The sequence below is a fragment of the Nocardia sp. NPDC056100 genome (assembly GCF_042266325.1).
In the GTDB taxonomy this organism is placed as follows: Bacteria; Actinomycetota; Actinomycetes; order Mycobacteriales; family Mycobacteriaceae; genus Nocardia.
The window spans coordinates 993549-1011432 of sequence record NZ_JBHJVY010000001.1; the positions used below are offsets into that span (position 1 = coordinate 993549).

Consider the following 17884-nt stretch of genomic DNA (forward strand, 5'->3'; position numbering starts at 1 on the left):
TTAGAATTCCGGGCATGTCCGAAGCCGAGAACATCGCACGTCAGCGCCGACCGGGCGGACGCGCGGCGAAGGTCACCGAGGCCGTGCAGCGCGCGGTCCTCGAAGCGGTCGCCGAACACGGCGTCGACAAGGTCGGGATTCCCGATATCAGTCGGCGCGCGGGCGTGCGGGACAGTTCCATCTATCGCCGCTGGGGTACGCGCGAGAACCTGATCCTGGACATCATGCTCACCGCGAGCGAACGCACCCTGCCGCTACCCGACACCGGTGAACTGCGCGGCGACCTCACCGCGTTCGCCCAGGCGCTCATCGCCTATTTCGACACGCCACTGGGGAACGGGCTGGCGCGCGCACTCGCCTTCGCCACCGATTCCGCGGAACTCGCCGCGGCGCGAAAAATGTTCTGGGACACACGCTATGAAGCGAATCGGGCAATGATCACCCGTGCGGTGACCCGGGGTGAACTACCGGTCGGCACCGATGCGCGCACGGCCTTGGAATCGCTCATCGCGCCGATTCACTTCCGGCACTTCCTCACCCGTGAGCCGATGGACGCCGAATTCGTCGATCACCTCGTCACCCGCGTGATTCGCACGCTCGGGTAGTGGCTCAGCGTCGTCGCATCGGTGGATCCGGCGGCGAATCAGGGTCGCCGTCGTGACCTTCCGCCTTGCCCTCCGCCGCGGTCGGCTCCCCCGACTGTCCGATTCGGCGCGGCCGCGCGATCCGCCGGATACCGGCGGCGGGCGCGTCACCGGCGCGTTTACGCCGCAGAGCGTCGAGATCGATAATGTTCGCGTCCGATCCGGCGGCACCCGAATCATCCTGCGGCGCGGGCTGCGGCATCCGGCCCGGATCGACCGGCCACCACCCTGTCTCCCGCTGCAATTCCGAGCGCAGTACGGGCCGGGTCGGTGCGGGATCGTAGATGGTGCCGCCATCCGGACGCCAGATCTGATCCGGGCGCGCACCGGGTTCCTCATGCATGCGCCGCGGGCGGCGCGGCAGCCGGGTAACCCCGGACGCATCGTCTTCCGCATCGGGCGTGGCGGTCTCGGCGGCCTTGAGACTCTCCAGCTTCCGGCGCAGCCGTTCCACCGCTTCGAACCTGTTCGTGCCTGGTCCGGGTACGGATCCCCGTCCCGGTCCTTCCTGCTCGGACATCGAACTAGCCGCCGACAGGAGTCGCGGCGGCGCTTGCCGCCACCACCGCCGGCTCGGCCTGGTCGCTGAAATTCTTCCTGTTCGTGTAACTCACGTTCGTATTCTCCCTCAGCACCGCTACACTCTTCGTCCCGCCCCGAGCCCAATGGGCGACGGGATCCATACGCGAACGGCCCTTCCGAATGTACCGCCCGCGACGCCGGAAACGTTCAGCCGGATTTCCCGGCCTCCGGACCACGGCTGATCCGGAATCACGGCACGCGGGCACGAAGCGATCAGATCGGATAGCGCGGACCGCGGAATCGTGACGCTCCGCATACCGAAACCGCAAAGTTGATAGTCCAGTAAGAATTCACCGGCGGTCATACCGTGTCGTCGCCGGAATGCCCGATATGTACGCGAGTATGGCCGTCGATCATCTGCTCCACCTCCCTCGAAGCTGTCCAACTGACCAGTTCGGAGGTTCTTCCGCAGTGAAAACGGTCCAACCCGCACGACTCGCCCCGGTGGCCCTGGGCGTACTGGCCGCATCCCTGATATCGATTCCGGCACAGGCGGATTCGCCCGCCTATCACGAATATGTGGCACTGGGCGATTCCTGGACCGCGGCGGTCTTCACCACCCTTCCGCCCGCGATGACGGACGTTCCCGCCGATTGCGTCCAATCCACCTCGAACTATCCGCACCAGGTGGCCGCGGCCCTGGGCGTCAAGGTATTCCGCGATGCCAGCTGCGCCTCGGCGACCACCGCCGATATGACCGCGGAGCAGCAGCTCCCGCTGGGCGGGGTCAATCCGCCTCAATTCGAGAAGCTATCCCCCACAACCGATTTGGTTACTCTCGGCATCGGCGGAAACGATATCGGGTTTCCCGCCTTGGCCATGAGCTGCCTGCAACCGGTGCCCGCCGCCGCTGCCGCGGGCGGGGCGGCCAAGGAAACTCCCGCCTGCGCGACGACTCCCGCCGCCGACGATCGGGTGACCGCCAAGATCGAAGCCACCGCACCGCTGGTGCAGGCGACCATCGCCGGTATTCGCGAGCGCGCCCCGAAGGCGCGCATCCTGCTGGTCGACTATCTCAACGCACTCCCCGTCTCGGGCAAGGGCTGTCGCCCCGACCTACCCGCGGCCGATGTCGACATCACCTATCTCCGAGATAAATTCGCCCTCATGAACGCCATGCTCGCGCGCGTGGCCAAGGCCGCCGGTATCGAGTTCGTCGACACCTACACGCCCAGCACCGGTCACGATGTCTGCCAGCCCGCCGCGACCCGCTATGTGGAGGGCATCGCCTTCTCGTCGCCGCACAATGCCCCCGGCGTGGCGTATCCGCTGCATCCGAACGCATTGGGTGCCACCGCCCAAACCGCCACCGTCCTCGAAAAAATCCGGCGCACAACCTCGTAGCGATCCGGCTCGCATCCGGCGGGCTCGATCCTATTTGGCATCGTGATAGCACTCGACGATCGCGGTGGTGAACGGGAAGCGGACCGGGGTCGAGCCGAAAGCCAATCGCGCCGCGGTGTCGGCCGCCGCCGAGATCGCGGCGGCGGCCGTGTCGGCATCCTCGGCCGGACAGTGCACGATCACCTCATCGTGCTGGAAGAAAACGAGTTCCGCCGCGGGCGCGGTCCGGGTCAGCTCGGACCGCAGGGCCGCCAGCAGCAGCAGGGTCCAGTCGGCCGCGCTGCCCTGGACGACGAAGTTGCGGGTGAAACGGCCTCGGGCACGGGCTTTCGGGTTCGGACCGTATCGGGTGGACAGGCCCGGATCATCATCGGACTCGGGCTGCGCCGAGGCGGGCGGGCAGGTGCGGCCCAGCCAGGTGCGCACCAGGCGGCCCTGTTCCCCGGCGGTGGCGGCATCGTCGACATAGGCGACCGCGGCCGGATAGCGACGGCGTAGTTCGGCCATATGCACGAGCGCATCGCCGGAGGTCTGGCCGTAAATCGCGCCCAGCAGCGCGATTTTGGCCTTGGCGCGGTCGCCGTTGAACGAGCGGGCAGCAAGATCGGCATAGAGGTCCTCGCCCCGGCCCGCCACTTCCATCAGACCCGGATCGCGCGAGATCGCGGCCAGCACACGCGGTTCCATCTGGTCGGCATCGGCGACCACCAGACGCCAGCCCGGGTCGGCGCGGATCGCTTTGCGAATGATTTTCGGGATCTGTAGCGCCCCACCGCCATTGGCGGTCCAGCGCCCCGAAACCGTGCCGCCGGGCAGGTATTCGGGACGGAAGCGGCCGTCGCGAACCCATTGATCGAGCCAGGACCAGCCGTGCGCGGTGTAGAGCCGATAGAGCGATTTATAGGCGAGCAGCGGTGCGATGGCCGGGTGATCCACCTCCTGGAGTTCCCATTTGCGGGTGGAGGAGAGCGGAATACCCACGCGGGCGAAGGCTTTGATGATGTCCTGGGGCAGATCGGGGCGTACTCGCACGCCTTCGCCGAACGCCCGGGAGACCTGCTCGGCCAACTCGACCATGCGCCGCGGTTCGGCATCACCCGAAATGCGTTCCCCCAGCAGACTATCCAGCAGGTCCCGGTGCACGTCCGCGCGCCAGGGAATTCCGGCGCGGGACATTTCGGCGGCGACCAGCATGGCCGCCGATTCGGCCGCCAGCAGCAGGCGCATGCGGTCGGGGAATTCGGCCTTCGCGGTGCGGGCCACCTGCTGCGCGTAAACCTCCAGCAGCGCGGTGAATTCGTCGGTGCCGGGCGGCAGCGGTACCGGGCCGGAGTCGAACAGTGACGGCTGCTCATCGGCGGCTCGCAGCGGCGCGTCCGGCGGAACCGGCTGTTTATGCAGTCGCGCCCACGCCGCCGCCAGTGAACGCGGCTGCCCGGATTGCCCGTGCTCATGACCGATCAGCAGCGCTTCGGCCGCTTCCACGTCATAGCAGCGCTCGACCCGCACCCCGGCGTCGAGCAGCTGCCGGTAGATCTCGGCGGTCGAGCGCCACACCCACCGCTCCACCTCGGGACGGTCCCGTACCGCCGCGGCGAGAGCGGGCTCGCGCAGTATCGGCCCGGCGGGACTTCCGTCCTGCTCCAGCGGACACAGCAGCGCACCGCCCTCGCTCGTCGCCGCCAACGCCCATCGCATGTCCCAGAGTCTCGCATCGGGCACAGACAAGTTCGGGCAGCCACGAGCGCGGGCGGTGTCGAATCAGCTCAGCGCCTGGTCGCGGGGCGCTTGATGCGGACCGGCTTATCGGCCGGCGCGTTCTCGATATCGTCCAGCTGGGCCAGGATGGTCGCGCGCAATTCGTCGTAATCATCGAAGGTGTGGTCGTTGAACAGGGTGTATCCGGTCCACATCAGGTTGGCGCACACCCGCGCGGGCACCTGACCGGTATTGGCCCCCATGCCCACCAGCGCGACCGAGGAGATGCTGCCCGGCGCGTCCCGATTCTGGCGGTGGATCGCCTGGAAGGCCGCCGCGCAGGCGAGCGCCACATTGAGTGTCTCGCTGACATCCTCGGCCGACTCCCGCATGGTCGGGGTCGAGATCAGGAACTTCGGATTGATCGCCCCCGAGGACACGCAGACCGCGCTGCCGACCGGCAGCCTGCCCGCGAAGCCGTCCCGGATCGCGCGCTGCACCCGCACCTGGATGCCCGCCCCGAGATGCCGTTTGATGGCCGCGTCGACGCCGCCGTCCATCAGGCCGCGCGCATTGGTCGGGGTGACCCAGGCGTCGACCCGCTCGTCCAGGATCGAACCCTTGTGGATCTCGATCTCGGGATGGTCGGCGAACGCCGCCAGCCACGCCTGGACAACCTGCGGATTGATATCGGCCAATACCACCCGCAGCGGCGGTTGCACCCGATTCGAACTCATGAAAACACTCCCGGTGAGATGCGGTCCTGCACTGCCCGGGACGTTACCCGCACCCACCGACATGCTTTCTGCCAGAGCGATTTTCATGACATATAGTGCCGGGCGTGAGCACGAATGACCCGCTGTCCCTGACCGATCTCTTCAATGGCGGCGGTGAGCCGTGGCTGCCGGTGCTGCGACCGGTGATCGAGGCGCAGCCGAATGCGGCCACCTTCATCGGCCCCGGCCGGGGTCCGAGTGTCGTTCCGGTGCGCGAGTTGACTTTTCAGGCGCTCAAACCGCATCCGCCGCATAAGTGGAAGGTGGTGGTGTTCGGCCAGAACCCGTATCCGCGGCCCGAGAGCGCCACCGGAATCGCGATGTTCGACAACGCCTTTCACGATTGGAAGGACAGTCAGTTCGGCCGGGTGATCAGCATTCGCTGCATCATCAAAGCGGCGGCCATGTGGAAGTACGGCATTCCCAAGAAGACCCCGATCGCCGATATCCGCGCCCTGCTGCGCGAACAGGACACCGTACAGCCGCCGGAGTGGTTCCAGGCCATGCTCACCCAGGGCGTGCTGCTGCTCAACGCGGCATTGACCGCCAGCAGTGACGGGGCGCTGGCGACCGATCAGCACACCGCCTTCTGGCGTCCGGTGGCCGAGCGGATCATCGAGGAGATCCTGCGCGCCAAACAGGAGGCGGATGAGGCCGATCGGGGTGTGGTATTCGCGTGGTGGGGAACGCACGCGCGCAGCCTGAAAAAGATTGTGCTGCAACTGCAGAAGAAATACCCGGGCGTCGATGTCCGGCATGTGGACCACGCCAATCCCGCCGCGCAGGGCGATATCTTCTGCGACGGAGACCATTTCGCCATGGTCAACGCGGCGCTGGCCGCCACAGGCGCGGACCCGATCGATTGGCTGCCGAGTGCCGGATGGAAAACCGGTGAGGCGGAAACCACTGGGACGGACCGGGATACCGCCGACCGCATGGGCGCGTTCATCGCCTCCACCATGGAATTGCATCAGCTCTATCTGGAACGCCTGGCGAGCGTCAAGGACGAGGGCCTGGTCCTGCCCGCCATCACCGGCGTCTTCGACACTCCGCTACAGAGTTTCCGCGATGCCATCGCACCGGTGGCCACCCTGCTTGCCGGTCTGGATCGGCATGCCGTGCGCTCGGACGAGTTCGGCAAGCTGCGGGCGGACCGGTCGCGCGCCGCCCTGTCCGCCGATGCGATTGCGGCACTGCATCTCTACACCTGCGAGTCCGCGTTCTACCGGGAGATCAACCGGGTGTTGCGCGCCCCGGATCGTGCCCAGTTGATCCCGTATCTGCCCTATCTACGCCTCTTGTTCGCGGCGGTGTCGGCGCTGCCCACCCGCACCGAACCGCTGTGGCGCGGAGTCTCACTGGATCTGCGCGCGCAATATCCGCTGAATCGCACCGTGACCTGGTGGGGCGTGTCCTCCTGCACCTCGGAATCCAGTGTGGCGCGGGCATTCCTGGGCAGCCGGGGTAAGCGAACGCTCTTCGAGGTGCGACCCGCCCGGGCGGTGAGCATTCGCGATTTCTCCGCGTTCACCGAGGAGGAGGAATTCATCCTGCTGCCGGGCACCCAATTGGAGGTGACCGGCGTCCAAGCGCAACGCGGCGGCCTGTGCATCGTGCAGTTGACCGAATCGACAGCGCAGCCCCTGGTGTCCTGACGGTCGGCCGTGCACGGTTCAGAGGCGACTTTGCAACTGGGCCATGATGATTCGGGCGAACGGACGGATGAAGACCGCCGTCCAGGACAGTGGGAGGAAGGCGAACAGGGCGGGGCGGCCCGCGATTGTCCATTCCAGGTCGGTGCCGCCGTCGTCGGTTTCGCGGAGTTGATAGTCGACGGTGTAGGACTTCACCGCGACGGGAATCGAGGTGTGGATTCCGGTCACGCTGAGGCGAGAGCCGGGGCTGCGGTGGGTGACCTGTTCGGCGGCAGCGAAGAACAGCAGGTCGAGTTTGCGGACGGCGCCGGGGGCGCGGTCGGTGTCCGCGTAGCTGACGCCGTTGATCATCGGGATCCAGGAGAAGGCGTTGTTCTCCAGGACGGGCCACACTTTGTCCGGCGGGGCGGCGAGATGATTGGTGACCGTCATCGTGAATGTCGGGCGCTGCGCCGCGAATTCGGCGAGTGCTCGCTCGTCGGCGGGCGGAACGTCGGATTCGATGAGACGCCGGGCCCGGCGCAGTAGCGCGGTCGGGATGATGACGGCCAGCATTGCCCCCACGGCGACCAGCACCGCCGCCAGCACGATGAGTACCTGAGTCATGACGTGCTATCTCCTGTCATTGGGTGCGCAGCAGCGGGGAGGACACCTTGTCGACCAGCCAGCGGTCGCCCGATTTGACCAGGGACAGGGTGATCGCGAGTTGCCCTCGGCGCGGCTGGCCCTGGGTGCCGACGCTGGTGACGGATTGATCGATGACGACGACCGCGGCGGCGGTGCTCGCATCACTGGCCGAGATGGCGCAGTCGACGGTGCCGGATTTGGATGTCACCTGGCCCTGCACCAGGACGTCGCGCAAATCCTTACTGGTGGAGTCGAATTCCCGCTTCCAGTCGCCGGTGGCGTGATCCAGAACCGCCGCGAAGTAGGAGTCGAGATGTTCGACGTCGTAGTTGGCCAGGACCGGGCCGTATTCGCAGGCGGTCTTGCGAGCCGTTTCGCGGGCTTCGACGAGGTCTTCGGCGTGTCGGCTCCGCACCGAGGTGTAGACATCGTGCGCGATCGCCGCACCGGTGAGGGCCACCGCAGCAGCAGCGAAAAGTACTGTGCGACGGGTCGATCGGCGAGTTCCGCGAGCCTCGGCCGACGGCTCATCTGCCACCGCCGCACTGCGCGGGGCCGCGTCGATCTCGTCCGCCGCGGGGGCGGCCACATCGTCGATCACGTCGTGGGTGTCGTTCACGGATATCACATCTCTCTGCCAGTTATCGATGGCGGTGCTGCCGTAATCAGTTGGCGGGCAAGGGGACCGATAGTTCATTGCCGGTCACCCCGGGTGGCGGTCCGGAGGTGTTGTCCGGGCCGCCGGGGCGGGGCGCGTTGGCCGAACCGCGGATCTGCTGCGCCGGATCGTCGGTGACGCAGTAGTTGTAGAGCCGGATCGCGCCGTCGCTGACCTTGACCGGCGATACCGGGATGGTCGCGTATTCGCAGGTGGGTCGCGGCCAGATGTCCACCATGGTGTGGAAGGCGTTGTCGTGCACCGGGATACCCAGCATCGCGGTGCCGGATCGCAGCGCCGGGAACAGTGCCGCCAGCGCGGGTGTCCGCAGTCGCGCGGCCCTGGTGATCGCGGACAGATTGGTGACCAGATTCGTCACCGGGTCCGTGGTCTCGGCCACCACCCCGCCGAGCGTCGCCAGTTGTCCGGGACCCAGTTCGAGTAATCGGCGCACCTCCTGATCGGCGGCGGTGAACTGCCCGAACAGCACTCCCGCCCCGCCGACGAGGGTGCCGAGATCGGGTTGCGCGTGGCTGGTGGTCTCGGCGATCACCTCGAGCTTCTCGATGAGATTGCGGGTTTGCGGCAGCAGCCCGGTCAGGCCGTTCATGGCCTGGCTGATCCCGCTGAGCACCGTGCGCAGCCGATCCGGTCCACCGGCCAGCGCCTTATCCAGTTCGGCGACAATCACATTCAGCCGGTCGGGGTTCAGCCCGCCGATGAATCCCGCCGTATCGGTGAGGAATTCGTTGATCGTCACCGGTGTGCCGGTGCGATCCGTCGAGATGACCGCTCCGTCTGCCAGATACGGCGGCCCGTCACTATCGGGCCGGAAGTCCAGATACTGTTCCCCGGCCGCCGACAGCCGCGCCACCACGACCGTACCGCCCACCGGAATATGCTGGTCCGCATCGATTTCGGCGATCGCGATGACACCGTGTTCAGACAATTCGGCCGATCGGACGGTGCCGACCCGCACACCCCGGAAGGTGACATCGGAGTGCGGCAGCAAGCCGCCCGAGGAGGTCAGTTCCACCCGCACCGTCATGGTCTCGCGCAGCGGATCGATGCGCACCACATCGACCAGCAGGTAGCCGCCGCCGACCAGCAGCGTGATCACCAGGCCCACCGCGGCCAACCCGGCGATATGCCGCCGAGCCCAATCGGCCGCGTCCAGAAGCAGTTCCGCGACCACCTCCAGAACCAAGGCGATCACCCACCAGACCAGAGCGAGCAGCTCAGGACGATCGCCCTCGGGGCGTTGCCCCTTCATCGCGCACCACCCTGCAACCGGTTGATCACCCGGGTCAGCACATCGGCGAGACTGCCGAGGAACGCCCCCGGATCGGTGCCGTCGGGCAGTCTGCTGCCATTCGGATCGGTGAGCGCCCCGATGCTCAAATACGAAACCGTCGCCGCCACAGCCAAGTTGGTGCCCTTCGTGGAGGCCAGTACCGAGGGTTGCAGGGTGTGCAGCCGGTCCAGCGCACCGGCGAGGTTGTCCCCCATCGCACTGAATCCGTCCATGAGCTGCTGCACGCTGTGGAACAGGCTGACCGTTTCCGCGCTGCTGGTGGCGGTGAAATCCCCCAGTGCGCCGAGGGTTCCGGTCACCTTCGCGGTGAGATCGGTAATGGCCCGGTTGTTCTCGGTGATGATGGAGATCAGCGGCGGGAAGCTGTCCGCGGCCTGCCCGAGTTCGGCTTTGCGCTGATTGAGTGTGGTGCCGAGCGCGTCCATCCCGTGCAGCACGCTGTCGAGTTGATCGGTGCGCTGGTTCAAGGCGGTCAGGGTCGCGGTGATCTCGGTGATCAGATGCGACAGTTGCGGGCCGCGCCCCGCCACCATGGAGTCCGCATCGCTGGTGATGCGCGCGACCTGTTCCAGCGCACCGCCATTGAGCAGCATCGACAGTGACATCATCAGCTGCTCCACCGATGCGCCCGCCGAGGTGTGCTCACGGTCGATGACGTCGCCGTCATGCAGCAGTGGCGTACCGGCGCGCTGCTGCGGAAGCGTCACCGCGACATAGATATCCCCGAGCGGCGTGGGCTGCCGCAGTTCGGCGCGCACGTCCCGGGGTAGCGGTATGTCCTCCCGGATTTCCAGTTCCACCGTCGCCAGGAAGTTGGCGGTGTCGATATGGGTGACGATGCCGATATCGCTGCCGCCGATCTTCACCCGCGCGCGTTCGGGCAGATTCAGCGCATTGTCGAAGATGGCGCGCACCCGATAGGTCGGCCCGCCCACACCGGGTTTGGGCAGCGGCATGGAGTCGACGGTGACCGCGCATCCGGTCATCGACAGCGTGAGCAGGCTCGCGGCGGCCAGGCGGCGAATCCGGCGGCTCATCGGAGCAGTCCCAGCAGTGCGGCCGTCAGCCCGAAATCCGGTCCGAAGTCGCGGAGTTTGCCCGTGCGACAGCCGTCGGACCGCATCTGCAACCGTTCGCAGAACAGTGCCAGCAGTTCATTGTCGAGCAGGGTCTTATCGGTGAGCAGATGTAATCGCACCGCATTGGCCTCCGGGCTCACCGCATTGCCGAGATTGGTGAAGAACAGCGGTCCGACATCGACGATTTCGGTGAGATCGCGGGCGTGGTCCCGCATTTGCGCGGTGATGCCGGTCAGTCGCGACAATGCATCGGTGAGCGGTTGCCGGTTCTCCCCCACCACCGCGCTGATATTGGCCACGAAATCATTGATCTGGGTGAGCACGGCGCCCAGGCCCGGGGCTTGATCGCGCATGAGGGTCACCAATTGGGTGAGCCGGGCGCTGAAATCGCGGACGGTGGAATCATTGTCGGCGATGGTCTGGGTGATCTCGCTGAGCCGGACGATGGCATTGGAGATCTGATCCTTGTTGGCCAGCGTCACCTGGAACGCCCCCGAGAGCGCGTCGAGGGTCTGGCGAATGCGATCGCCATTGCCGTCCAGCAGCGGGAACAGCACCCGGCTGGCCATCGGCCCATCGGTATTGCTGCCCGCCAGCGCTTTACCGATATCGTCGAACGATCGCAGAATGCGGTCGAGTTCCACCGGAGTTCTGGTGCGGGGCAATGGAATATGCCCGCCGTCCGACAGCCGCGGCCCACCGGTGTAGGCGGGGGTCAGTTCGATATGCCGGTTGGTGATGAGCTGCGGAGACACCAGCGCGGCAATGACTTCCGCGGGCAGTTCCACATCGCCGTCCACGACCATGTGGACTTCGACGTAGCGTCCCTTGGGAAGCAGTTCGGTCACCCGGCCGACGGGCAGCCCGAGCACCGACACCTCATTGCCGACGTACAGGCCCGCCGTGTTCTCGAAATCGGCGGTGAGCGTTTTCTCCTTACCCAGCAACCGATCCGGCAGTGAGGTCACGCCGTGCGGCAGCCCGGAGCAGCCCGCGGCGAACAGCAGGACGAGAGTGATGATCGCGAGACGAATCGGTGCAGTGCGCATCAGTGGCACCCCTGCACCGCTGCGGTCGCGCACAGCAGATTGTCCGGGAACACCCAGGGCAGATACAGCTCGCCGTACGGCCCATTGCCGAGGCTGTTGTTGAACTGCCGCAGTGTCACCGGCATGATCTGGAAGAGTTTGTCAAGGTTGTCCTTGTTCTTCTGCAGACCGTCCGACATCGTGTTCAGATCCCGGATCAATGGGGCGAGCCCACCGTTGTTCTCGATTCCCATATCCCGCAGGTTCTTCGAAATGGTCGCGATATTGTCCAGCAGCTGGGTGATCAGGGTCTGCCGGGCGGCGACCGCGTCACCGACGGCCTGACCGCGGGTGAGCAGCAGCAGTACCGCACTCCGGTTGTCCGATACCAATTGCGAGACCGAGTCGATATTGCGCAGCAGTTTGCCCACCTCGTCACCGCGATCGCTGATTACCTTGGCCAGCACGCCGACCGAGTCGAGGGCCTGCGCGGTGAGCTGCGGGGAATCGCCCATCTGCCGGGCGACCGCATCGAGGGAGGCGCGCAGCGCATTCGGGTCGACGCGTTCGAGATGTTCGAACGAATGCGTGTAGTCGGGATCGTTCACGACCTTGGCCAGGTTGTACGGCACCTGGGTCCGTTCCAGCGGTATGCGCTCGGTCGTGGGGCCGGAAGTCCTGCCCGCGTCCAATTCCACGTGCATGCGGCCGAGAATGGTGGACATCTTGATCGCGGCCTTGGCATCGTCACCGAGCCGGATATCACTCTTGATCGATAACCCGACCACGACCCGATCACCGGCCACTCGCGCGGATTCGACCGAGCCGACCTCGATTCCGGCGATATCGACGCTGTCGCCCGTCCGCAATCCGGCGGCCTGGGCGAATTCCGCTGTGACGGTGTGGCGTCCGATACCGGCCCGGGTCAGCACACTCGACCCCAGTAGCAGGAGCAGGATCACCGCACCGGCGGCCAGGCCGAGCCACCATTCGCGGTTCCGCGAATAGCCGGGTACCAGGTACCAGAGCGATTTCAGGCGGGCGCGGACATTCGCTGATTTCATTACCGGCATACCTCCGAATGCGCAGTGCCGCCGATCTGGCTGATGACTCCGGGCGGGAAGAGCACGCCCCAGAGCGATACGTCCAGACTGCAGATGTAGGAACCGATATAGGTGCCGTTACCGCTGATCCGGGCCAGTCCGGCCAGCAGGTAGGGCAGTTCGGCGGCGGTGATATCGAGCCGGGAACCGTTGGACAGCAATAGATTCACCCCGGCGGTGGCGGACTGCTGGGCCTGCGCCAGGCCCGGTTTGATCTGCTCGATGAGCTGTGCGAGCCGGGTGGTGGAACCGGCGGCCTGATCGACCGCGCCTTTGAGCGTCTCGCCCTGCGCGTAGAGATCGGACAGCAGTGTGCGCGATTGCGTGATGAGCGTGGCCAATTCGTCTCCGCGATGGGCCAGGCCCTCGACGACGCCGCCCAGATTGGTGATCACCTGGCCGAGGATCTCGTCGCGGTCGCGGAAGGTGCTCGCGAGCGCGGCGGCCTGGGTCACCAAGGCGCTCAACGAGACTCCGTCGCCCTGGAGCGCCTGCACCAGGGTGTTGGACAGCGAATTCACCTGTTCCGGTTGCAGGGTGCTGAACAGCGGCTGGAATCCGGCGAGCACGGTCGAGACGTCGAAGGAGGATTCGGTGCGCTCGTAGGGAATCGAGCCACCCGGCGGTAGGGGTTGCGCCGCACCGGTTCCCGGGGCGAGCGCGATATAGCGCTGCCCGATCAGATTCTGATACCGGATCAGCGCCTTGGTCGTGGTGGTGAGATGCTGCCGGGCCTGCACCCGGATCACCACGCGGGCGCGGCGATCGGCATCGAGTTCGACGGTGTCGACCCGGCCCACCCGGACCCCGGCCATGCGCACGTCATCGCCTGCGCGCAGACCCAGCACATTGCCGAATGTCGCCGTGTAGCTTGCGGTATCGCCGCTCACCCCGCGTTGCAGGGTGGAGAAGATGGTGTAGGTGGCCACCAGCGCCAACCCCGTGAACAGGGCCAGCCCCAGCACCGCGGTGCGAAGCTTCAGCATGGTCAGCGCCCTCCGGGTCGCGGGGTCGAATCGGTCACGGTGAGCGAGCCGCCGGTGAGGATCGGGCCGAGCAGCATGAGCTGGGCGGCAGTGGGATTGCCGCCGGTCAATGCCGAAATGGCTTCCGCGCCTTGCAATCCGCCGGTCCGCGACGAAGCGGGTTGGGTCGACCCCGAGGGCAGCGGTGACCCGGATCCCGGGGCCGCCGCGGCGGTGCAGCGCGGACCCGCCAACTCGCCGTAGCGCGGGCAGTCGCGCGCGGTGTACTGCTGGAACGGGGTGACGCTCAAATCCATCACCCAGCTCATCAGTTTGTTGGGCCCCCAGTTGAAGACAGTCGACAATTTGCCCAGTGCCGCATTGAGGTCCGCGACCGAGGCGGCGATGGCGTCCGGATCTCGGGCGAGCGCGCCGAAGGTCTGGTCGAGTCCGCCGACCAGCTCCGGGCCCGCGCCCGGATTGCGGGCGAACAGGTCGTTGGTCGCGTCGACCGCCCCGCTCGCGGAGGTCAGTAAGGCCACCAAACCGGCGCGGTGATCATTCAGAGTCCTTGCCACGGTCACCGATTCGGTGAGCGTGTCGATCAATTGCGGCGCGGACCGATTCAGCGCCGACGCCGCCGCGCCCAGATCGCCCAAGAGATCACCGACTCCCGGGATCGCGCGCACCTCGGTGGTCCAGGTGTCCAGCCGTTCGATGGTGGAGCCCGGCATGCGATAGGCGGGATCGAGGGCGTCGGCGAGCGAACCGAGTACATGGGCGAGTTTGATCGGATCGATGGCGTCGAGCACGGTGCGCAGCGTGGTCAGGGTGGCCTGCAATTGCGTGGTGACGGTGCTCGTGTCCTGCACGATGGTCGCACCGGTGCGCAAACCCTGCCCGGACGGGCCGTTGTCGATCAGTTCGACCGCGGTCACCCCGAAGAGGTTGTTCGGCACCACACGGGCCGTCACCGTGGACGGAATGGACTGCGCCAGTTCGGGTTTGATGCGCAAAACGACATCCTGGCGTTCCCCCGCGGCGGCGATGCCGGAGCTGCCGACCTGGCCAACCAGCATGCCGCGGAATTTGACGTCCGCCCGCTGCGGTAGTCCGTCACCGGTGCTGGTCAGCCGCGCGGTCACATCCACCGTGTCGGCGAATGCCCCGGTATAGCGCAGTCCGAGCAGGTAGACGGTGGCCGTGGTGACCGCCGCGATGAGCAGGCCGATCAGGGCCAGCCAGGCTGCGGACAGACCCCTGCCACTGGGATCGATGTACACGAAAACTCCTATCCGGAGATCCGAATGCCGGGATCGATGCCCCAAATCGACAGGGACAGGACCAGATTCACGAAGACGATGACGATGATCGAGGCGCGAATGGCCCGTCCGGCGGCCACGCCAACGCCCTCCGGTCCCCCGGCGGCGACGAAGCCGTAGTAGCACTGCACGAACGTCGAGATCAGCGTGAACACAACGACTTTGAGGATCGAATAGAGCAGGTCCACCGGATTCAGGAACTGGTGGAAGTAATGGTCATAGGTGCCGAGCGTGGTGCCACCCAGGAAGATCACCGTGAATCGCGTACTCAGATAGGCGATCGCGAGTCCGACGGTGTACAGCGGAACGATCGCCACCACCGCGGCGACCATGCGGGTGCTGATCAGATACGGCAGCGGCCGGATGGCGATGGACTCGAGCGCATCGATCTCCTCGGAGATGCGCATCGATCCGAGCTGTGCGGTGAATCGGCATCCGGCCTGCGCCCCGAACGCCAAAGTGGCCAGCAACGGGGCCAATTCGCGAGTGGTCGCGAAACCGGAGATCGCACCGGTGAGCGGGCTCATGCTGAGCAGGTTCAGCGCGGTATGCGATTCCATGCCGACGGTGATCCCGCCGAATCCGCACAGGATCGCCACCACGCCGATCACCCCGCCGCCGACGACCAGTGCGCCATTGCCGAAGCTCACATCGGTGATCAGGCGCAGCAGCTCCTTGCGATACTGCTTGAGCGCGAACGGAATCGCGGCGATGGCCTGGAAGAACACCAGCCCCTGATGGCCCAGGCGCACCGGCACCGCCGCCGGAGCCGCGGCGACCGCGCGCAGCCGATGGATCGGGCGCAGCACCGGCGGAACATAATTCGCCATTTCAGATGACCTTCGTCGGAAACAGCGTGTTGTAGAGCTGGGTGACGATGATATTGCTGGCGAACAGCACGATCGCGGAGTTGACCACCGCCGAGTTCACCGCGTCGGCGACCCCGGCCGGGCCGCCCCGGGTGTGTAATCCGGTGTCGCAGGCGATGATCGCGGCCAGTGCGCCGAAGATCATCGCCTTGACCATGGCGATGATCAGATCGCTCGCCACCGCGAAGGAGGCGAAGGTGCTGATGTACGCCCCGGGCGTACCCGCCTGGATGTAGACGTTGAACGCGTAACCCGTTGCGAAGCCCACGAATACCACCAGACCGCACAGCAGCGTGCTGACCACCACGGCCGCCGCCAGGCGGGGTGCGACCAGCCGCCGGATGGGATCAACGCCCATCACCCGCATGGCGTCGATCTCCTCGCGGATGGTGCGCGACCCCAGATCGGCGCAGATGGCCGAGCCGACCGCGCCCGCGATCATCAGCGAGGTCACCAGCGGCGCACCCTGGCGGATGATGCCGAGGCCGTTCACCGCGCCGATGAAGGTGGTCGCGCCGACCTGACTGACCAGCGATCCCACCTGGATGGAGACCACCACGGCGATCGGGATCGCCACCAGCAGTGTCGGCGTCGCCGATACGCTCGCCATGAACGCGCACTGTCTTATGAACTCCTGCATAGGGAATCGCCGCCGAACGAGCGAGCCGAACAGCTCGGCGGTCGCTCGTCCGGTCATCAGCACCTGCCTGCCGGCCGTTTCCACCGAACGCCGCGGATGATCACGCCAGTAGTCGAGGCCGGAGGTCAGCACGCGCATGCGCGCGCTGTGCTGGGCGCCGACGGTCATCGCAGCTCGATATTCGAGATCAGCAGCGGTGGCCAGGCGATGACCTCGCCGATCGCCGAGAACACGAGATCGAGGCCGTGCAGCTCATTCAGATGATCGTGGTGCAGGCCCAGCCACACCAGTCCGATCGCGAGGTAGGGAACGCCGAATGCTATTGCCAGATACATGATTTGGCGCAGGCTGATGCGGTAGTTCAGCAGATCTCTCAACATGACGCGCCCGCGATCAGGCGATATTGCCGAGAATGGGCTGGGATTCGATGATGCCCTCATCGCCCGGCGGCAGTCCGCTGCCGAAGATTCGATTCGCCTGCTTCTCGCGCAGTGCCAGGTGCGCCTGCGACGGGATGTCATAGCCGTAGCGGCGCTGCGCTTCTCGTGGCGTCATGGTCTCCTCGTGCACCGGCGGAATGCGCAGCAGTACGGGGGCGGCGACGGCGACCGTCATCGGCGAGATCAGGCGCAGCAGCAGGATCTCCAGTCGCGCATTGAGACTCACCACCGTGAACGCCGAGCTCAGCAGGGGGACGATGAGCAGATCCAGCAGCGGATTGGTCGGCAGCCCGGCCATCTTCCGCATCCAGCGCGGCATGGTGGCCAGCGTTCCCCGGCGCAGGAAGGCCGAGACGATATAGAACGCGGGCCGCAGCAGCGGCGGCATGGGCGGCAGCATGACATCGGCGCGCAGCAGATGCCGCATCGCCTTTTTCGCGATCTCCGAGCCGAGTAGTTGCGGTCGCATCTGTTCGAAGTAATCCTGAATCCCCTCTCGGGTGCGCGGGACATCCGCCGGATCGCAGGTCTGGAGTTCGGCGGCCCGCGCGCACTCCTCCCAGTACCTGTTCTCCTCCTCCGCGCTCAAGCGGCCGGGGCCGTACTTCTCGTATGCGATGAGCAGTGAATGCCAGGCCGTCAGGTGAATCCACAACTGCGACTTGGGATCATTGGCGTCATAGCGCTGTCCGGTGACCGGGCAGGTGCCCACGCCCTTGGAGTGGATCTTGACCAGCACGTCCGCGGCCTTGGCGGTGGAGCGGCTGTCGGCGAACATGACCATCGCGAAATAGCGCAGGGTGCGGTCGTAGCGGGTGCGCGGGCGATCGTAGATGGCGGCCGTGGCGTCCACGGACGCGACCAGCGCGGGGTCGAGTTCCTCGATGACCACGGCGCGCTGGAAACCGATGGTCAGGCTGCTCGGATAGCTCCACACCTTCCAGGCGATGGAATCGGGTCCGAAGAATCCGTAGTCCTGCGCCGGTTCCACCTCCGGAAGTGCGAGCCAGGAGCGCAGGGATTCGATCAGTGGCATAGCTGTCCCACCCATTTTCTACTTCTGCGTAGTTTTCACTACTACGCTTGCGTAGAAAGGGTATTCACGCAGGGAAACGCCCGTCAACGGCAGGACTCGCCAA

18 protein-coding genes are annotated in these 17884 nt (G+C 66.1%); 3 read left to right on the forward strand and 15 right to left on the reverse strand.

Annotation, left to right across the window (positions count from 1 at the left end; all coding sequences use genetic code 11):
* The first annotated feature begins 14 nt into the window (after positions 1–14).
* A complete protein-coding gene (locus tag ACFC0O_RS04530; RefSeq protein ID WP_375953795.1) occupies positions 15–605 on the forward strand; it encodes a TetR/AcrR family transcriptional regulator in 591 nt (196 codons plus the stop codon).
* 4 nt (positions 606–609) lie between these two features.
* On the opposite strand, the gene ACFC0O_RS04535 is transcribed toward ACFC0O_RS04530, so the two are convergent.
* Positions 610–1098, reverse strand: coding sequence for a hypothetical protein (locus ACFC0O_RS04535; protein ID WP_375953797.1), 489 nt, complete (start codon positions 1096–1098; stop codon positions 610–612).
* A 539-nt stretch (positions 1099–1637) separates the two neighbouring features.
* Between ACFC0O_RS04535 and ACFC0O_RS04540 the strand changes: the two genes are divergently transcribed.
* Entirely contained in the window at positions 1638–2570 is a 933-nt protein-coding gene (locus ACFC0O_RS04540) for an SGNH/GDSL hydrolase family protein (protein WP_375953798.1), read from the forward strand.
* A 30-nt stretch (positions 2571–2600) separates the two neighbouring features.
* Here ACFC0O_RS04540 and ACFC0O_RS04545 read toward each other — a convergent pair whose 3' ends face one another.
* Positions 2601–4268, reverse strand: coding sequence for a bifunctional 3'-5' exonuclease/DNA polymerase (locus ACFC0O_RS04545; protein WP_375953800.1), 1668 nt, complete (start codon positions 4266–4268; stop codon positions 2601–2603).
* A 68-nt stretch (positions 4269–4336) separates the two neighbouring features.
* The gene (locus tag ACFC0O_RS04550; RefSeq protein ID WP_375953802.1) at positions 4337–5005 is read right to left on the reverse strand and encodes a macro domain-containing protein; all 669 of its coding nucleotides are present in this window, start codon (positions 5003–5005) and stop codon (positions 4337–4339) included.
* Between the two features lie 104 nt (positions 5006–5109).
* On the opposite strand from ACFC0O_RS04550, the gene ACFC0O_RS04555 reads away from it, so the two are divergent.
* On the forward strand, positions 5110–6699 hold the full coding sequence (locus ACFC0O_RS04555) for an ADP-ribosyltransferase domain-containing protein (RefSeq protein WP_375953804.1): 1590 nt from the start codon (positions 5110–5112) through the stop codon (positions 6697–6699).
* Positions 6700–6717: 18 nt separating this feature from the next.
* Here the strand turns inward: ACFC0O_RS04555 and ACFC0O_RS04560 are convergent, their stop codons facing one another.
* The 12 genes from ACFC0O_RS04560 to ACFC0O_RS04615 are packed head-to-tail and all read right to left on the reverse strand — an operon-like array spanning position 6718 to position 17781.
* Positions 6718–7305, reverse strand: a complete 588-nt coding sequence (locus ACFC0O_RS04560; RefSeq protein WP_375953806.1) for an SRPBCC family protein — start codon at positions 7303–7305, stop codon at positions 6718–6720.
* 16 nt (positions 7306–7321) lie between these two features.
* On the reverse strand, positions 7322–7945 hold the full coding sequence (locus ACFC0O_RS04565) for a hypothetical protein (RefSeq protein ID WP_375953808.1): 624 nt from the start codon (positions 7943–7945) through the stop codon (positions 7322–7324).
* A 46-nt stretch (positions 7946–7991) separates the two neighbouring features.
* Entirely contained in the window at positions 7992–9257 is a 1266-nt protein-coding gene (locus tag ACFC0O_RS04570) for an MlaD family protein (protein WP_375953810.1), read from the reverse strand.
* Positions 9254–10336, reverse strand: coding sequence for an MCE family protein (locus ACFC0O_RS04575; protein ID WP_375953812.1), 1083 nt, complete (start codon positions 10334–10336; stop codon positions 9254–9256). Before ACFC0O_RS04575 ends, ACFC0O_RS04570 begins: the two co-directional genes overlap by 4 nt.
* A complete protein-coding gene (locus ACFC0O_RS04580; RefSeq protein ID WP_375953814.1) occupies positions 10333–11427 on the reverse strand; it encodes an MCE family protein in 1095 nt (364 codons plus the stop codon). The genes ACFC0O_RS04575 and ACFC0O_RS04580 overlap by 4 nt, the downstream gene beginning before the upstream one ends.
* Positions 11427–12470 carry an MCE family protein gene (locus ACFC0O_RS04585; protein WP_375953816.1) on the reverse strand — a complete coding sequence of 348 codons (1044 nt, stop codon included), beginning with the start codon at positions 12468–12470 and terminating at the stop codon, positions 11427–11429. Before ACFC0O_RS04585 ends, ACFC0O_RS04580 begins: the two co-directional genes overlap by 1 nt.
* Complete coding sequence (locus tag ACFC0O_RS04590; protein WP_375953817.1) at positions 12470–13495, reverse strand: MlaD family protein; 1026 nt, start codon at positions 13493–13495, stop codon at positions 12470–12472. Before ACFC0O_RS04590 ends, ACFC0O_RS04585 begins: the two co-directional genes overlap by 1 nt.
* Before the next feature lie 2 nt (positions 13496–13497).
* Positions 13498–14757, reverse strand: a complete 1260-nt coding sequence (locus ACFC0O_RS04595; RefSeq protein WP_375953819.1) for an MlaD family protein — start codon at positions 14755–14757, stop codon at positions 13498–13500.
* 8 nt (positions 14758–14765) lie between these two features.
* Positions 14766–15626 carry an ABC transporter permease gene (locus tag ACFC0O_RS04600; RefSeq protein WP_375953821.1) on the reverse strand — a complete coding sequence of 287 codons (861 nt, stop codon included), beginning with the start codon at positions 15624–15626 and terminating at the stop codon, positions 14766–14768.
* A 1-nt stretch (position 15627) separates the two neighbouring features.
* Positions 15628–16473 carry an MlaE family ABC transporter permease gene (locus ACFC0O_RS04605; protein ID WP_375953823.1) on the reverse strand — a complete coding sequence of 282 codons (846 nt, stop codon included), beginning with the start codon at positions 16471–16473 and terminating at the stop codon, positions 15628–15630.
* Positions 16470–16685, reverse strand: coding sequence for a hypothetical protein (locus tag ACFC0O_RS04610; RefSeq protein WP_364632006.1), 216 nt, complete (start codon positions 16683–16685; stop codon positions 16470–16472). The genes ACFC0O_RS04605 and ACFC0O_RS04610 overlap by 4 nt, the downstream gene beginning before the upstream one ends.
* Positions 16686–16698: 13 nt before the next feature.
* Positions 16699–17781, reverse strand: coding sequence for an oxygenase MpaB family protein (locus tag ACFC0O_RS04615; protein WP_375953825.1), 1083 nt, complete (start codon positions 17779–17781; stop codon positions 16699–16701).
* Positions 17782–17884 lie beyond the last annotated feature (103 nt).

Bases quoted from the DNA above. Each gene is read 5' to 3' on its own strand.
- ACFC0O_RS04615 (WP_375953825.1), bottom strand. From the start codon at position 17,781: ATGCCACTGATCGAATCCCTGCGCTCCTGGCTCGCACTTCCGGAGGTG.
- ACFC0O_RS04550 (WP_375953802.1), bottom strand. From the start codon at position 5,005: ATGAGTTCGAATCGGGTGCAACCGCCGCTGCGGGTGGTATTGGCCGAT.
- ACFC0O_RS04580 (WP_375953814.1), bottom strand. From the start codon at position 11,427: ATGCGCACTGCACCGATTCGTCTCGCGATCATCACTCTCGTCCTGCTG.
- ACFC0O_RS04530 (WP_375953795.1), top strand. From the start codon at position 15: ATGTCCGAAGCCGAGAACATCGCACGTCAGCGCCGACCGGGCGGACGC.
- ACFC0O_RS04610 (WP_364632006.1), bottom strand. From the start codon at position 16,685: ATGTTGAGAGATCTGCTGAACTACCGCATCAGCCTGCGCCAAATCATG.
- ACFC0O_RS04590 (WP_375953817.1), bottom strand. From the start codon at position 13,495: ATGCTGAAGCTTCGCACCGCGGTGCTGGGGCTGGCCCTGTTCACGGGG.
- ACFC0O_RS04585 (WP_375953816.1), bottom strand. From the start codon at position 12,470: ATGAAATCAGCGAATGTCCGCGCCCGCCTGAAATCGCTCTGGTACCTG.
- ACFC0O_RS04600 (WP_375953821.1), bottom strand. From the start codon at position 15,626: ATGGCGAATTATGTTCCGCCGGTGCTGCGCCCGATCCATCGGCTGCGC.
- ACFC0O_RS04560 (WP_375953806.1), bottom strand. From the start codon at position 7,305: ATGACTCAGGTACTCATCGTGCTGGCGGCGGTGCTGGTCGCCGTGGGG.
- ACFC0O_RS04605 (WP_375953823.1), bottom strand. From the start codon at position 16,473: ATGACCGTCGGCGCCCAGCACAGCGCGCGCATGCGCGTGCTGACCTCC.
- ACFC0O_RS04545 (WP_375953800.1), bottom strand. From the start codon at position 4,268: ATGCGATGGGCGTTGGCGGCGACGAGCGAGGGCGGTGCGCTGCTGTGT.
- ACFC0O_RS04575 (WP_375953812.1), bottom strand. From the start codon at position 10,336: ATGAGCCGCCGGATTCGCCGCCTGGCCGCCGCGAGCCTGCTCACGCTG.
- ACFC0O_RS04570 (WP_375953810.1), bottom strand. From the start codon at position 9,257: ATGAAGGGGCAACGCCCCGAGGGCGATCGTCCTGAGCTGCTCGCTCTG.